Source organism: Nitrosospira sp. Nsp18 (assembly GCF_900103145.1).
GTDB lineage: Bacteria > Pseudomonadota > Gammaproteobacteria > Burkholderiales > Nitrosomonadaceae > Nitrosospira.
Window position 1 is genome coordinate 20,373 of sequence record NZ_FMWY01000005.1, and the last position, 15,675, is coordinate 36,047.

The 15,675-nt window shown below is 54.7% G+C and carries 17 protein-coding genes, 1 tRNA gene and 1 pseudogene; 14 read left to right on the forward strand and 5 right to left on the reverse strand.

Features of this window, described 5'->3' with window-relative positions; all coding sequences use genetic code 11:
• Positions 1-5: 5 nt before the first annotated feature.
• The 6 genes from ribBA (at position 6) to BLS94_RS03350 (ending at position 4,469) form a co-directional block, all read left to right on the forward strand.
• A complete protein-coding gene (gene ribBA, locus BLS94_RS03325; RefSeq protein ID WP_090957759.1) occupies positions 6-1,136 on the forward strand; it encodes a bifunctional 3,4-dihydroxy-2-butanone-4-phosphate synthase/GTP cyclohydrolase II in 1,131 nt (376 codons plus the stop codon).
• 147 nt (positions 1,137-1,283) lie between these two features.
• Positions 1,284-1,766 carry a 6,7-dimethyl-8-ribityllumazine synthase gene (ribH, locus tag BLS94_RS03330; RefSeq protein ID WP_090957760.1) on the forward strand — a complete coding sequence of 161 codons (483 nt, stop codon included), beginning with the start codon at positions 1,284-1,286 and terminating at the stop codon, positions 1,764-1,766.
• A 10-nt stretch (positions 1,767-1,776) separates the two neighbouring features.
• Positions 1,777-2,295: a transcription antitermination factor NusB gene (nusB, locus tag BLS94_RS03335; protein WP_090957761.1), complete on the forward strand. Its 519-nt coding sequence runs from the start codon at positions 1,777-1,779 to the stop codon at positions 2,293-2,295.
• Positions 2,296-2,300: 5 nt separating this feature from the next.
• Positions 2,301-3,287: a thiamine-phosphate kinase gene (gene thiL / locus BLS94_RS03340; RefSeq protein WP_090957762.1), complete on the forward strand. Its 987-nt coding sequence runs from the start codon at positions 2,301-2,303 to the stop codon at positions 3,285-3,287.
• A 19-nt stretch (positions 3,288-3,306) separates the two neighbouring features.
• A complete protein-coding gene (locus BLS94_RS03345; protein ID WP_090957763.1) occupies positions 3,307-3,888 on the forward strand; it encodes a phosphatidylglycerophosphatase A family protein in 582 nt (193 codons plus the stop codon).
• A 71-nt stretch (positions 3,889-3,959) separates the two neighbouring features.
• A complete protein-coding gene (locus BLS94_RS03350) occupies positions 3,960-4,469 on the forward strand; it encodes a CinA family protein (protein WP_090957764.1) in 510 nt (169 codons plus the stop codon).
• Between the two features lie 12 nt (positions 4,470-4,481).
• On the opposite strand, the gene BLS94_RS03355 is transcribed toward BLS94_RS03350, so the two are convergent.
• Complete coding sequence (locus tag BLS94_RS03355; protein ID WP_090957857.1) at positions 4,482-5,120, reverse strand: TIGR00645 family protein; 639 nt, start codon at positions 5,118-5,120, stop codon at positions 4,482-4,484.
• Between the two features lie 425 nt (positions 5,121-5,545).
• Between BLS94_RS03355 and BLS94_RS03365 the strand changes: the two are divergent.
• From BLS94_RS03365 to BLS94_RS03395, 7 genes and pseudogenes are all read left to right on the forward strand, one after another.
• Positions 5,546-5,854 (forward strand): annotated as a pseudogene (locus BLS94_RS03365) (tetratricopeptide repeat protein); the annotation flags it as partial.
• A gap of 194 nt (positions 5,855-6,048) precedes the next feature.
• Entirely contained in the window at positions 6,049-7,071 is a 1,023-nt protein-coding gene (recA, locus tag BLS94_RS03370; RefSeq protein WP_072768833.1) for a recombinase RecA, read from the forward strand.
• A 34-nt stretch (positions 7,072-7,105) separates the two neighbouring features.
• Positions 7,106-7,558, forward strand: a complete 453-nt coding sequence (recX, locus tag BLS94_RS03375) for a recombination regulator RecX (RefSeq protein ID WP_090957767.1) — start codon at positions 7,106-7,108, stop codon at positions 7,556-7,558.
• On the forward strand, positions 7,555-7,917 hold the full coding sequence (locus tag BLS94_RS03380; RefSeq protein ID WP_256325271.1) for a hypothetical protein: 363 nt from the start codon (positions 7,555-7,557) through the stop codon (positions 7,915-7,917). Before recX ends, BLS94_RS03380 begins: the two co-directional genes overlap by 4 nt.
• A gap of 77 nt (positions 7,918-7,994) precedes the next feature.
• Positions 7,995-10,583, forward strand: a complete 2,589-nt coding sequence (gene alaS / locus BLS94_RS03385) for an alanine--tRNA ligase (protein ID WP_090957768.1) — start codon at positions 7,995-7,997, stop codon at positions 10,581-10,583.
• 99 nt (positions 10,584-10,682) lie between these two features.
• Positions 10,683-11,633, forward strand: coding sequence for a thioredoxin-disulfide reductase (gene trxB / locus BLS94_RS03390; protein WP_090957769.1), 951 nt, complete (start codon positions 10,683-10,685; stop codon positions 11,631-11,633).
• A 46-nt stretch (positions 11,634-11,679) separates the two neighbouring features.
• Positions 11,680-12,306 carry a Smr/MutS family protein gene (locus BLS94_RS03395; protein ID WP_090957770.1) on the forward strand — a complete coding sequence of 209 codons (627 nt, stop codon included), beginning with the start codon at positions 11,680-11,682 and terminating at the stop codon, positions 12,304-12,306.
• On the opposite strand, the gene BLS94_RS03400 is transcribed toward BLS94_RS03395, so the two are convergent.
• From BLS94_RS03400 to BLS94_RS03415, 4 genes are all read right to left on the reverse strand, one after another.
• The gene (locus BLS94_RS03400) at positions 12,303-12,698 is read right to left on the reverse strand and encodes a TraR/DksA family transcriptional regulator (protein WP_090957771.1); all 396 of its coding nucleotides are present in this window, start codon (positions 12,696-12,698) and stop codon (positions 12,303-12,305) included. The genes BLS94_RS03395 and BLS94_RS03400 overlap by 4 nt on opposite strands.
• Positions 12,699-12,797: 99 nt before the next feature.
• Positions 12,798-13,343 (reverse strand): peroxiredoxin, encoded by a 546-nt coding sequence (locus BLS94_RS03405; protein WP_090957772.1) that lies wholly within the window; start codon positions 13,341-13,343, stop codon positions 12,798-12,800.
• A 59-nt stretch (positions 13,344-13,402) separates the two neighbouring features.
• Positions 13,403-13,936 (reverse strand): REP-associated tyrosine transposase, encoded by a 534-nt coding sequence (locus BLS94_RS03410; protein ID WP_090957773.1) that lies wholly within the window; start codon positions 13,934-13,936, stop codon positions 13,403-13,405.
• A gap of 207 nt (positions 13,937-14,143) precedes the next feature.
• Complete coding sequence (locus BLS94_RS03415) at positions 14,144-15,382, reverse strand: MFS transporter (RefSeq protein WP_090957774.1); 1,239 nt, start codon at positions 15,380-15,382, stop codon at positions 14,144-14,146.
• 29 nt (positions 15,383-15,411) lie between these two features.
• Between BLS94_RS03415 and BLS94_RS03420 the strand changes: the two genes are divergently transcribed.
• A tRNA-Arg gene (locus tag BLS94_RS03420) sits at positions 15,412-15,487 on the forward strand.
• Positions 15,488-15,675: the final 188 nt, after the last annotated feature.

The following is a 15,675-nucleotide window of genomic DNA, read 5'->3' on the forward strand; positions in this document are numbered from 1 at the left end:
TTGACATGATAATCAGCTCGATTCAGGAAATAATAGCGGACATCAAGGCCGGCAAAATGGTAATCCTCGTGGATGAGGAAAACCGGGAAAATGAAGGAGACCTGGTCCTGGCCGCCGATTTCGTCACCCCGGCGGCGATCAATTTCATGGCGACGCATGGGCGGGGCCTGATCTGCTTGACGCTGACCGAGGAGCGCTGCCGCAAACTTAATTTGCCGCTGATGGTGGTTGCCAACCGCTCGCCGCTAGGCACGAATTTCACGGTTTCCATCGAGGCGGCCAGCGGCGTTACCACCGGTATTTCAGCAGCTGATCGTGCACGTACCGTGCAGGTGGCGGTAAACCAAGATTCGAAACCCGATGATATTGTCCAGCCAGGGCACATTTTCCCGTTGATGGCACAAACCGGCGGAGTTCTTGTGCGTGCCGGGCATACCGAAGCCGGCTGTGACTTGGCAAATTTGGCGGGGTTGAGTTCCGCCTCCGTAATCTGCGAAATTCTGAAGGACGACGGCAGTATGGCGCGTCTGCCGGATCTGATCGAATTTGCCGCACGGCATCAGCTCAAAATTGGCGCGATTGCGGACCTCATTCATTACCGCAGCCGCACCGAAAGTCTTGTAAAACGCGTGGCCGAGCGTCCCATCCAGACGATTCATGGCGAATTCCGCCTCGTAGCCTATCTCGATAAAACGGTTAACGCGACACATCTGGCTTTAGTGAAAGGCACGATCGATCCCGTTACTGAAACTCTGGTGCGAGTGCATGAGCCGCTCTCCGTCATGGATCTGCTCGATATAAGCGACGAGACGCATTCCTGGAACGTAAATGATACGCTTCAGGTAATCGCGGGTGCGAGAAGCGGCGTGATCGTACTGCTGCATTGCAGGGAAAGCGCATCTGAGCTGATGGAACGTGTGATGCCGGCAAAATCCAAGCATCGCGTTGCCGCCAGGACAGACTTGCGCGATTATGGTATCGGTGCTCAGATACTCAAGGATCTCGGCGTGGGCAAGATGCAGTTGCTGGCCGTCCCGCGAAAAATGCCAAGCATGGCGGGCTTTGGGCTCGAAGTAACCGGATATCTGGAGCCGAAGGAAAAAAAGTCGGCCAGCCAGCCGTTAAAATCGAGCTAGCGCAATGCATCGGCACGAGTCAGGAAATATTGTTAAAAGATATCCGGGGCAGTTGGAAAAATTCAGTGGAAATGCTCCTGTTGCCTCATAGGTCAATGAACGGCTTGGCTTGGCGGTTATCGTCAGATTTGTTTAAAGGAGTAAAACATGGCACGTTACGAAAACATTCTTGAACTTGAGCCCAATCTTAACGGCGGAGAGTTACGTATCGGCATCGTTATGAGCCGCTTTAACATCGATGTGAGCGACGGGTTGCTTGGTGCTTGCACTGCGGAGCTGGTGAAGCGAGGCGTGGAGGAATCGGGCATGCTGCTGGTGACGGTCCCCGGCGCGCTGGAAATTCCCATGGCGCTGCAAAAAATGGCTTTGACCGACCAGTTTGATGCGCTGATAGCCTTGGGCGCGGTGATACGCGGCGACACGTATCATTTCGAGGTCGTATCCAATCAATCCACCAGCGGCGTGGCCGCGGTGCAGTTGGATACCGGCATCCCCATCGCCAACGGCATCCTCACCACCGATACCGATGACCAGGCATTGGCGCGTATGAGCCGTAAAGGAGCCGAAGCGGCGCTGGTTGCGATAGAGATGGCTAATCTGATGCGAGATCTCGACGAAGTGACCCAATAAACAATATCCAATGACACACACAAAACCGGCCGCCAAACGGGCAACCACGTCGTCAGAGCAGTCCGCAGAAGATTCGGGAGCAACCACAACCAAGCCGGGCCGGAAAACCCGGCGCCGGCTAGCCCGTGAATTGGCTTTGCAAGGACTTTATCAATGGTGCGTGGCGGGTGGAACCCTTGAGGCCATTGAAACGCAACTGCGCGAGACCAAAGAATTCCCAAGGACCGATGAGAAATATTTTTCAGGTTTGCTGCGAGGCGTGCTGACGAATGCCGCGGCGCTGGAGAAGCTGATTCAGCCTTATCTCGACCGGCCTTTCAAAGAACTCAGTCCAGTGGAGATTGCCATACTGCTCCTCGGTACCCACGAGCTGGAGAGTCATCCGGAAATACCTTATCGGGCAGTGATCAATGAAGCCGTGGAGCTCGCCAAAAGCTACGGCGGCACCGATGGACATAGATATGTGAACGGCGTACTGGATAAATTGGCAGCCAAGCTCCGTACGGCCGAGGCCAATGCAAGAGCCTGATCTCCTTGAAAGTACGTTCAGAATTCGACATCATCCAGCAGTACTTTTCCCGTCCGGCGCTAAGCGCGGTGTTGGGGATAGGCGATGATGCGGCACTGATCAAGCCGGCAGCAGATATGGAGCTGGCGGTTTCCACCGACATGCTGGTATCTGGCCAGCATTTTTTTGCGGATGTCGATCCATGCAAGCTGGGCCACAAATCCTTGGCGGTGAATCTCTCAGACATGGCAGCGATGGGGGCAACGCCGCGCTGGGCAACCCTTTCGCTGGCGCTTCCCGAAAAAATGGCGGGGGATGAGGAATGGCTACAAGCATTCTCCAGTGGATTTTTCGGGCTTGCCAGCACTCATCAGGTAGAGCTTATCGGTGGCGATACCACCAAGGGACCACTTAATATCTGCGTTACCATCATGGGTGAAGTGGCGAAAGGAAAAGCATTGCGTCGTAGCGGCGCCAGACCGGACGACGATATCTGGATATCGGGCCATTTGGGCGATGCCGCACTGGCGCTTGCTCACCAGCAGCAGCGCATCGTGCTTGAAACCGGCGAGCTCGATCGGTGTCTTTCCGCGCTGCACAGTCCTGCGCCCCGGGTCGCCCTGGGGCAGCGACTGATCGGCCTTGCCCACAGCGCCATCGATATTTCTGACGGACTGTTGGCCGACCTGGGGCATATTCTGCAAAATTCGAACGTCGCGGCCACCATTCACCTGGATGAGATAAATTGCTCGGCATCAATAAAAAAACGCCTCCCTCTGCCGCTGGCCATGAAGTGTTTGCTGGCTGGCGGAGATGATTACGAACTCTGCTTCACCGCGCCTCGGACTGCGCGCGCAAAAATCGAAATGCTTTCCCGCGAAGAGGGGATACAACTCACTCGCATCGGCACGATCGTAGAGGGCGCGGGCCTGGTCGTGCTGGATGCGGCAGGCAAGGCAGTCAAGCTCGAGGTAAAAGGGTATGACCACTTCCATGTCGAGCATTCATTCTGACAACGGAGATGATAAGCGGATGGATGGCCAAATTGATGGTCTGCCGGCGCCTGAACCGGAGGTCCAGCCAATCCCGAAATCTGAAGGACCCGAGCTTTTAGCGCAACCCGAACCTGCCCGGCCACGTCCTAATAAGAATTTCGTGCGGAGCCATCCTGCGCATTTCATCGCATTTGGCGGCGGCGTCGGCTTGAGCCCGGTTGCGCCCGGTACGGCGGGAACGCTGGTTGCATTTCCCTTGTTCTGGATGTTTGCGCTCTTCCTCAATCCAGTTGAATTTCTCCTGCTGATTGTTGCCTTATTTATTATTGGAATCTGGGCTTGCAGCGTTACCGGAAAGGCACTCGGTGATCACGATCATGGGGGTATGGTCTGGGACGAGATAACCGCTTTTCTGCTGATACTGCTTTTTACGCCCCATGACTTGCGATGGCAGGCATGCGCATTTCTGCTTTTCCGTTTGTTCGATATAATCAAGCCGCCGCCCATCCGATATTACGACAGAACGTTGCGCGGCGGCTTCGGCGTGATGTTTGATGACCTGCTGGCTGCGTTCCTGACGCTGCTTTGCCTTGCCGCATGGAAAGCGTTTGTCATATAAGCCATCAGATACAGATCATGGTCTGATATACAAATCACAGTAAGGGAGTAAATTCGGAAGGGGTTGATGACATGGATGACATGATACTTCAGGATCTTGCCAGACAAGCAGGGATAGCGCTTGAGCAGGAGGAATTGTTGCTGGCGACAGCCGAATCATGTACCGGAGGATGGCTGGGTCAGGTCATCACTTCGATAGCCGGAAGCTCAGCCTGGTATGAACGCGGCTTTATCACCTATGCTGTCGGCTCAAAACAAGAAATGCTGGGCGTAAGCAATGCGACTCTCGAGCAATATGGCGCGGTATCGGAGCAGACTGCATCCGAAATGGCCGCGGGCGCCATTGCGCGGAGCCACGCCCAAGTCGCGGTGTCCATTACCGGCATTGCCGGCCCCGAGGGCGGAACCCCGGAAAAACCGGTAGGAACGGTATGTTTTGCCTGGATAATGAAAGAAGGAATGGCTCTCACTGAAACTCGATATTTCAGCGGCAACCGCGAAGAGATAAGACGCCAATCAGTGGGGGGAGCGCTGCAAGGCATTATAGACCTGTTACACAGCATCCCTCCCAAAGTTGCGTAAACCGGTTATTGTTCAGTGGGAATTCCTGGCTTCCTTATGCGAGGTGTTGCCGCTCATGAGGCGATCACTATAGGCGATCGCAATCGCAGAGAGCAGGAAAACCAGATGAATCCCGGTCTGGGCCAAAATGGTTTTCTCATCGTATGCCTTGGCATTGATGAAAGTCTTGAGCAAATGAATAGACGAAATACCGATAATGGCTGTGGCAAGTTTGACTTTCAGCACTGATGCATTGACATGCGATAGCCACTCCGGCTGATCGGGATGACCATCGAGATTCATGCGAGAAACGAAAGTTTCATAACCTCCGATGATCACCATGATCAGCAGATTGGAGATCATCACCACGTCAATCAAACCCAGCACCACCAGCATAATGGTGGTTTCACTGGTCTTGGTAGGCCGGACAGCGCCTTCGATAGCCACTGCATCTAAAATGTGCTGTAACGCTGTCTGGTTACCCATCACAGCGCCGATCAGATCAACCAGTTCGACCCAGAAGTGATACACGTACACACATTGCGCGAGAATCAACCCAAGGTACAACGGCAACTGAAGCCAACGTGTAGCAAAAATAAAATATGCCAGCGGTTGAATTCTCCTCGAGTGGGCGCCCGAATGAGAGCCGTCGGAGTCCCCGTTGTTATTCATAAGCTTCCGCGGTTTGCGGTGAACAAGTAATTTAATTATTTTACACTGCTGAGCTTTGCTGTGCACATTGTTAGCATCGCTCCACAGCATTCGCGCTCGACAATACACCCCAGCCAGTACATTGCGAGATACCGTCGTGAATCTGAATTAAAAAAATCATGATATTCATACACCCCGTCGTGCTTGGGGCTTTCCTGTCTGGCGTGATTTCGCCCCTTGCGGTGGCTAATACCCCCACCAAAGCGCGCCATGCCCCCGAGACCCCTGATCAGATTTTTTTGCGGGCGCAAATTCAGCGACGTGGTTTAGCTTGGGAATTGCTTTCGCCAACCTCAAGCAATATGACCAGGCGATCCAGCCTATCGAGAAGCCATACGCAACGAGGACGAATATGGCGATGCCTGGCATAACCTGGGCGTGCCTATGCCAATCTCAAAGAATACGATAACGCGATCCAGGCCTATGAGGATGCACTACGCATGCAGCCGGACAATGCCGGCATCTGGTACGACCTGGGCAACACCTACTACAACACCAAACGGTACGCACATGCAGTACATGCCTATCGGGATGCGCTACGCATACAGCCCGAGAATCCAGACGCCTGGTATAGCCTGGGCCTAGCTTATGCGCACCTGGATGAGCGAGACAGGATGAGGGGGATTTATCAGACCCTGCGCAAGCTGGACCTGGCAAGAGCGGAGCGATATTTCAACACTTATATCCTGCCCTGATCTTGAATAATACCGAAGCGGAATAACCTGTTCCAATTAGCCATCAACCCATCGGCGCATACTCCAGCCTGACCGTGTGATTAAAGGATGGGAGTTAAAAATCAGGCAGCCCAAACACATTGTCATTCCCCTCCCGCTTCCCGGCCGAGGTCACCTATGCGATAATTCACCCTACCCTACAAAGGAAAAACCTCATGGATGAAAACAGAAGCAAGGCGCTGGCGGCGGCTCTCTCCCAGATCGAGAAGCAGTTTGGCAAAGGTTCGATCATGCGCCTGGGCGCCAACGAGGTTGCCAGAGACATCCAGGTAATTTCCACGGGTTCGCTCGGTCTCGATATCGCGCTGGGCGTGGGTGGGTTGCCTCGCGGCCGGGTAATCGAAATCTACGGCCCGGAGTCCTCCGGCAAAACCACCCTCACCCTGCAAGTCATCGCGCAGATGCAAAAAATGGGAGGTACTGCTGCATTCATCGATGCGGAACACGCGCTCGACCCCCAGTATGCGCAAAAAATCGGCGTCAATGTGCAGGAATTATTGATTTCCCAGCCCGACAATGGCGAACAAGCGCTGGAAATTGCCGATATGCTGGTGCGTTCTGGGTCGGTTGATGTGGTGGTGGTGGACTCGGTCGCCGCCTTGACGCCGCGAGCGGAGATAGAGGGGGAAATGGGCGAACCGCAGATGGGCCTGCAAGCGAGATTGATGTCCCAGGCCTTGCGCAAACTTACCGCCAACATCAAGCGCAGCAATACCATGGTAATTTTCATCAACCAGATACGCATGAAGATCGGTGTCATGTTCGGTAGTCCCGAAACCACTACCGGCGGCAATGCATTGAAATTCTACGCATCGGTCCGCCTCGATATACGCCGTACCGGCTCCATCAAGAAAGGCGATGAAGTGATCGGCAGCGAAACGCGGGTGAAGGTGGTAAAGAATAAGGTTGCGCCACCATTCAAGCAGGCGGAATTCGATATTCTCTACGGGGAAGGCATCTCGCGTGAAGGCGAGATCGTCGAGTTGGGCGTACAGCATAAGCTGGTCGAGAAGGCTGGGGCCTGGTATTCCTACAAGGGCGAAAAAATAGGCCAGGGCAAGGATAATGCGCGCGAGTTTCTGAAGGAACACCGCGACATTGCGATGGAAATAGAAGCGAGGGTCCGCGAGGCCGTAGGCGTCGCCAACCCGGCTGTCGAAACCGCGAACGCAGAGTAGTCGCAGCGTATTTTATTGCATCGTCGAGGCCGTCATGACGCGCGCGCCGAGCCTGAAAACCCGCGCGCTGGGTTATTTGGCCCGGCGGGAGCACTCCCGGCTGGAGCTGGAAAGAAAGCTCGCTCGCTATGCCCAGACTTCCGAAGAACTTTCCTCCATGCTGGACGCGCTTGAGCAGCGAGGCTTTCTATCTGCCGCGCGCGTGATCGAGCACGTAATACACATTCGTAAAAATAGATTTGGCAGTCAGCGAATAATGCATGAGCTGCGTGAAAAAGGTATTGCAGAGAATTTAATCGCCGCGGCGTTGCCCAATATCAAGGAAACTGAGCAGGATAATGCACGCGAAGTATGGCGAAAAAAGTTTGGTGTGATGCCCACCGACGCAAAAGAACTCGGCAGGCAGATGCGTTTCCTGGTGGGGCGCGGTTTTTCGACGGAAGTGATACGCCAGGTATTGCGCCATTCTGATAAGGAAGAAGCTTGATAGACCGTTTGGCTCACCGCTTGGTTCGACTCGTGCTGACAGTTGCGACTGCGGGGGTTGTGCTGGGTGGTTGCAATTCCATCAATACCACGCCCATCAGCGAAATAAACGTCTCCCCAGCAAATTTTGACGGCAAGGAGGTCATGCTTCACGGCGTGGCAAAAGAGCCTACGCGGCTTCCGTTATTAAATCTGAAGTCCTATGTATTGAAAGATGACAGCGGAGAAATCGATATTCTGACCGAAGCCGATCTGCCGAAAGTCAATGAAGAAATCAGCGTAAGGGTGAAGGTCGCAAATATTGCAATTATCAATGGCGAACCACTGGGAACGACCGTAACGGAAATAGCGCGGCGCTAGCCGAGGCAGCAGGCAGGGCGTAAAGGTGGATGAACCCACCCCAGCATTCATTATTGTTCAAATGAAATGAAGTCGAGATGAAAAGCAGCGAAATCAGGCAGCAATTTCTTGAATTCTTCGAATCGCACGGCCATACGGTCGTGGCGTCGAGCCCGCTCGTTCCCGGCAACGATCCTACGCTATTGTTCACCAATGCGGGCATGGTGCAGTTCAAGGATGTATTTCTTGGACAGGATAAGCGGCCTTATGTGCGCGCGGCGAGCTCGCAGCGCTGCGTGCGCGCGGGCGGCAAGCACAACGACTTGGAAAATGTAGGCTATACCGCACGGCATCATACATTTTTCGAAATGCTGGGTAATTTCAGCTTCGGCGATTATTTCAAACGCCAGGCCATCAAATTCGCTTGGGAATTTCTTACCGTTGCCCTGAAGATTCCCCCAGAGAGATTATGGATCACGGTTTATGCCGAGGATGACGAAGCCGCCGACATCTGGCTCAACGAGGTGGGTATTGACGCCTCGCGCTTCACGCGCATCGCCACCATGGATAACTTCTGGCAGATGGGCGATATCGGCCCCTGCGGCCCCTGTTCCGAAATTTTCTACGATCACGGTCCGGAGATCGCGGGCGGCCCGCCAGGCACGCCCGAGGCGGACGGCGACCGCTATGTCGAAATATGGAATCTGGTATTCATGCAATACAACCGGGATAGCGCGGGCGTACTGCATCCACTGCCCCGGCCGTCGGTAGACACGGGCATGGGGTTGGAGCGCATTTCCGCAGTCATGCAGCAGGTCCACAGCAATTATGAGATCGATTTGTTTCAGGATCTGATCAGGGTGGCGGCGAAAGTAACAAATACCGCTGATTTATCCAGCAGTTCCCTCAGAGTGATTGCTGATCACATTCGTGCCTGCGCCTTTCTCATCGCCGATGGCGTGATACCCGGCAATGAGGGTCGCGGCTACGTGCTCCGGCGCATCATCCGCCGCGCCATTCGCCACGGCTATAAGCTTGGGCAAAAACAGCCGTTTCTTCACTTGCTGGTGGAAGAGCTGGCACGTGTAATGGGGCAAGCCTATCCGGAATTGGTAGATGCCAGGGTTCGTATCGAGGCGGTACTGAAGCAGGAGGAAGAACGTTTCGCCGAAACGCTGGAAAACGGCATGCAGTTGCTTGAAGCAGCACTTTGCCATGAAAGCCGGTTGCTGGATGGCGAAGCCTTGTTCCGGCTCTATGACACCTTCGGTTTTCCGCTGGATCTCACCGCTGATATTGCGCGTGAACGCGGCGTCAAAATAGACCAGGCCGGGTTTGAGCAGGCCATGGAACGCCAGCGCCAACGCGCCAGGGCAACGAGCAAATTCACCATGCAGGATGGGATAACGTACAGCGGACCCTCAACAGCGTTCCATGGCTACGAAAGCCTGCAGCATGAAGGACACATTCTTGCCCTATATAAAGAAGGCAGCCGGGTCGACTTCGTCGAGGCAGGAGATGAGGCGGTAGTGGTACTCGATAGCACGCCTTTTTATGCCGAATCCGGCGGGCAAGTAGGAGACAGCGGCGAACTGCACGCCGCCAATGGCACCTTTGCCGTATCGGATACGCAAAAAATCCAGGCAGATGTGTTTGGTCATAAAGGGTTATTGCGTAGCGGGCGGCTGGTCGTCGGCGATAAGGTGCTGGCGAAGGTCAATCGCGACGCGCGGGCCCGCACGGAGCGCAACCATTCCGTCACACACTTGATGCACAAGGCGTTGCGCCAGGTATTAGGCGCCCATGTGCAGCAAAAAGGCTCGCTGGTCGATGCCAGCAAGACGCGTTTCGACTTCGTGCACAACCAGCCTGTGACAGATGCGGAAATTCGACAGGTGGAAGTGTTGGTGAATTCTGAAATCCTGGCCAATGCAGCGACCGCGGCGCGCCTGATGACAATAGAGGACGCCAGGAAAACAGGCGCGATGATGTTGTTCGGCGAGAAGTATGGCGACGAAGTGCGCGTGCTGGATATCGGCACTTCACGTGAACTGTGCGGTGGTACGCATGTCAAGCGTACCGGCGATATCGGACTCTTCAAGATCGTGGCCGAATCGGGTGTCGCTGCGGGTATTCGTCGTCTGGAAGCAGTAACGGGCGAGAATGCATTGGCTTACATCCAGGAACGGGAATTGCAATTACAGCAGGTAGCGGACGCGGTGAAGGTGCAACCGCAGGAAGCGGCCGCGCGCATAGCGCAGATTCTCGATAACGTAAAACATCTGGAAAGAGAGCTCGGGCGCCTGAAGTCGAAGCTTGCCACTTCGCAAGGTAACGACTTTGCCGGGCAGGTCCGCGAGGTTAAAGGCGTAAAAGTGCTCGCAATTTGCCTGGACGATGCGGATTCCAAAACCTTGCGCGAAGCGCTGGACAAGTTCAAGAATAAATTTCAGTCCTGTGTCGTGGTGCTGAGCGCGATAGAAGATGGAAGAGTCAAGCTCATCGCAGGCGTTACTTCCGATCTGGCGACGAAGGTGAAGGCAGGCGAACTGGTCAATTTCGTGGCGCAGCAAGTGGGTGGCAAGGGCGGCGGGCGCGCCGACATGGCTCAGGCCGGTGGAACCCAGCCTGATAATCTACCCGCTGCTTTGGAAAGCGTTGCCGGCTGGGTTGAACAACGACTGTAAGAAGTGACAGGCGTTTTTTGGAAAAACCTCTCGCGATGCTGCGCTGCCTCCTCAGCAATTGCACCTGTTTTTTTGAATAATAATCCCCACATATAAAATATGACTAGCAAGCACTCCCGCCTTCTCATCCTCGGTTCCGGTCCTGCCGGCTATAGCGCGGCGGTTTACGCTGCGCGTGCTAACCTCAACCCCGTGCTCATCACCGGCATGGCCCAGGGTGGCCAGCTCATGACCACTACCGACGTCGATAATTGGCCAGCCGATGCAATGGGTGTGCAGGGCCCGGAACTGATGGAACGCTTTCAGAAACATGCTGAACGCTTTAACACCGAAATCCTTTTCGACCATATCCATACGGCCAGGCTGACAGATAGGCCCATCGCCCTGATCGGCGATCAGGGCACCTATACTTGCGATGCCCTCATTATCGCCACTGGCGCCTCCGCCCAATACCTGGGGCTGCCCTCCGAGGAAGCGTTCATGGGCAGGGGCGTATCCGGCTGCGCGACATGCGACGGGTTTTTCTACAAGGGTCAGGACGTGGCCGTCATAGGCGGTGGCAATACGGCGGTGGAAGAGGCGCTATATCTTTCCAATATCGCGCGCAACGTCACTGTGGTCCACCGGCGCGACAAATTCCGTTCTGAAAAAATCCTGATAGACAAATTGATGGACAAGGTGAAAAACAGCAACGTCAAGCTGGAGCTTAACCATGTTTTGGATGAAGTGCTGGGCGATAAATCCGGCGTCACCGGCATGCGTGTTAAAAATGTCCAGGACAGCTCAACCAAGAGACTGGATTTGCAAGGCGTATTCATCGCCATCGGCCACAAACCCAACACGGATATTTTTCAGGGCCAACTGGAAATGAAAAACGGCTATATCATCACACGCAGCGGAAACGAGGGTAACGCAACTGCAACCAGCGTTCCTGGCGTGTTCGCGGCGGGCGACGTGCAGGATCACGTTTATCGTCAAGCAGTGACCAGTGCGGGTACCGGCTGCATGGCGGCGCTGGACGCGGAAAAATACCTGGATGCATTGGCGTAAGCAACCATTGACCAGAAATCGAGCAACCGCAGATTGAAAATTACGTATGAAACGGCGGGGAAAGAAGGCGGCAATCAAGCTCGCGATCGAGTCCGCAAAGGTTCGAGCAGCTGAATCGACCCTTGATGATGCGGACACCGCCCTGTTTCGCGATGCGGTTCGCGGTGTAGCGCCGCTGGCCCCCTTTGATAAAGTACCGCTGACTGTCGAGCATCCCCGGCCTATACCACGTCAGACTCTGGACGACGGACAAACGGCGCCGGTCGATTCGCTATCTGACCATATCTCGCTTGAGATGGAACCGGGCGACGAATGGGCATTTGTTCGCCCCGGCATGCCGCGCCAGACTTTGCGGCGCCTGCGGCGCGGTTATTGGAAGATTGAAGCGCAGCTTGATTTGCACGGGCTCACCCGTGACGAAGCCCGTCCGCAACTGGCAGCGTTTCTGGATGCCAGCCGCCTACGGGGCGCACGTTGCGTGCGAATAATACACGGCAAGGGCCTTAGCTCAAGGAATCATGAGCCGGTTTTAAAATCCAGGGTTGGAAGCTGGCTCGCCCAGCGCAGCGACGTGCTGGCTTTCAGCCAAGCCAGGCCGGAAGATGGCGGTAGCGGCGCTGTGCTGGTGCTGCTTAAGGCCCCGGCGCATGGCACTTATTCACAGGTGGCTTAAAGAGTGGGCTTGTTCTCGTGCGAATACGTTTTTTCGCGCAATTCCTGACAACGCACGCATCGCTGCGCCGTCGGATAAGCCATGAGCCGCTCAAACCCGATTTCACCGCCACACTCGATGCAGTCGCCAAAATTCAGCTCAGCCAGGCGTTTTAGCGTTGCTTCCACCTCGCGTATCTCGTTTACCTGACGGTCTACAAGGTTGGCGTTCAAATCCACCAGCATATCGGCAACTGACGCATCGCCGGGATCAGCCACGCTGCCGGCCAGATCCGCATAATGCTGGTTCCCGGAATGCTCCAGTTCGGCACGAATCTCCTCTCGCAATTCCAGATAACGCTGTTGCAGCGCGGCTTTCAGTTGCGCCAATTGATCGTCGGTCAGTTTTGCCATGATGTCATCCCCTTATAGTGGATTCGGCATTCTCAAACGGTGCACTTAAGAGGCATGCCGTTGCCCCGTCATCCAATTAAAGCGGTACTGCGGAAAGTTTCATGAACCGGCTGAACCTTTCAATTTCTTCAAATCCTCGATTATCTCGGCAGAATTACGCGAAGTGCTGGCTGACAAATAGACCTTGGCAATCCTGCCTTGCGGGTCGATCAAAAAACTATTACGTTTCGCCAAACTTCCGTCGCCCCGAAGTGAATCGTAACGCGCGGCAATCTCGCCCTTGCTATCCGCCAGAAGCGGGAATGGCAGATTATATTTCTTAGCAAAATTGCCATGACTGGCCGTATCATCCACGCTCACGCCGACCACTTGCGCGCCCAAGTCCGTAAGCTCATGGATGTCATCGCGAAACTTGCACGCCTGCTCGGTACAACCGGGCGTGTCATCCTTTACATAGAAATACAACGCCAGCCACTTCCCGCGAAAATCCGCAAGCGTACGCGTTTTGCCGTTCTGGTCTGGCAGACTGAAATCCGGCGCAGGCTGGCCAACTTTAAGCGGTTCAGCCGCTTCAGCACGTACCGCATGACTCGAAAAGAGCAGAACCGTTGCCACCAACGTCGTCAACGTTGCCAGTAATTTCATCACGTCCTCCTATAATAGTAGGATGGGTGAAGCAAAGTGCATCCCATCACTTGAATATTTCACACCTCACCAAATCCCCCGTCACCCACCTCACCACTTCCAGCCCAGTCCCTGAGGTATACACCTGCTTCGACATAATGATGAAACGTGGAATACGGCCAATCGACAACCCACTTAACATGCTGATGCTTGACCGGATTGTAATGAATATAATCCATGTGGCGCTTCCAATCTTCCTCGTCGCGCAACGTATGTTCCCAGTAACGGCGTTGCCAAATGCCACGCTCACCCTTCAGTTTTTTGCTGGGAGAGCGTAGACCGCAACTCGGCACATGGCGTGAAAATCCTCCCTTGATGCGCCGCCACCGCTCGGGATAATCCGCATCGCCCTCCGGCAAAGTCCAGATGCAGTGCAAATGCTCCGGCAAAATAACAATAGCATCAATGGTAAAAGGATATAAGGCTTTAACGCGGTGAAATGACCGGCGTAGAGCGTCAATGTAATCTACCAGAAGTCGTTTCCTGCGGTCTGCCAGCACCACTGTAAAAAAGTAGCTGCCGCCCTTGACGAAATTGCGCCGGTATTCTGTCATGGTTTAATGTGCAGATCGTGCGTGAGCTTTGATGGGTTGCGCTTCGCTCCACCCATCCTACGAATTCTACGAACTCTGTGGTGCAGATATCACGAGAGCTCCAGTTACCTTAGTAGGATGGGTGAAGCGGAGCGTAACCCATCATCGGTCATTCCAATTCAACAATATCCAAAAATATCCATCCAAAAACCAACCGTCCCCCTCCTTTTATCCCTCACTCCCCCTCAATTTCCTGACCGGCCAAGCCCAAACTCGCAACAGCAGCGCCGCACTAGCTGCCAATCCGCCAGCAAAGAAAAAAGCCATCGCCGCACTTTGAAATTGCCAGATCGAACCAAACAGCAATCCTGCTGGAATTGCCGCAATGCCCACCATCAAGTGATACCAGCCGAACGCCGTCCCGCGCTCGCGAGGAGCAGCATAATCGCTGATGATGGCCCGCTCGGCACCTTCGCTCATGCCCGTACATAGACCATAAAAAATGCTTACCGCCCATAATCCGGCACTCTGCTCCACTATCCCAAGCATGAGGAACGAAAGTGAAAAAGTTGTCCAGCCGATCAGCATCAACGTGCCGTGCCCCAGCTTATCCGCCAGTTGCCCACCCCAGGTAGAGGTGGCGGCTTTGCAAAGATACAGGGTTGACCACAGCAGCAATAATTCGACTACGCCCACGCCCAATTGGTGCCCCAGCAGCAGGATAAAGGTTTCCGAGGCGCGGGCGAACGTGAACAGCATCAGTACCAGCAGATAACGCCGCATGGGCAGGGATAATACTGACCAGCGCAAGGGCGGCAGCACAATCGGAGTTTGGGCTGTGGAATTTTTCTCCTTCTTTTCTTCCTTTACCCCTACACCCAGCAACAACACCGCGACAAAACCGGGTACCGCCGACCAGAGGATCACCTCTGTCAAGCTCAAGCCGGACCAGGCAAGGGCCGCCGCTGCCACAAGGCTGCCCGCCACCGCTCCACCATTGTCCATTGCCCGATGGTAGCCAAAAGCATAGCCGTGCATGCCGGGCGGCGTCGCATCCGCCACAAGCGCATCGCGGGGGGCGCTACGCACGCCCTTGCCTACCCGGTCGATGCTGCGCAGCACCAGTATCATCGGCCAGGAACCCGCCAGCCCCAGCAATGGGCGCGCTATGTTCGATAGCGTATAACCCGCCACAGCGAGGTTTTTGCGCCGGCCGCTCATGACGTCGGAATGGCGCCCCGACCACAGCTTGAGCAGGCTGGCCACCGCATCGGCGACCCCCTCGATAAGCCCGAGCGCTACCGGCCCGGCGGCCAGCACCGTCGCCAGCAAGATGGGGATGAGCGGAATGACGATATCCGAGGCGAAATCATTGAAGAAACTGACCAGTCCGAGGACGATTACGGTACGTGGCAGTTTGCGGGTATTGGGTTCAGTTGGGCTAGCGGTTTGGTCAGGTTTATCCATACCGCAATATTAGCGTAAAATGCAGTCACGCCCTGGTAGCTCAGTGGATAGAGCAACCCCCTCCTAAGGGGTAGGTCACACGTTCGATTCGTGTTCAGGGCGCCAATAAAACAATGTGTTAGGTTAACTCAGCCCATCTTTTTCTTTTATGGCGTAACACAGGGGTAACTTCGGCGCGTAAAACAGCGAAAACTTAGCAGCAATCCGAGGTAAGCAGTGTGCAATAGCTGTCACCCCAGAGCTGTATAACTATCCAGGATTTTGCTAAAGATTCTGGCGTATATATATAAAAA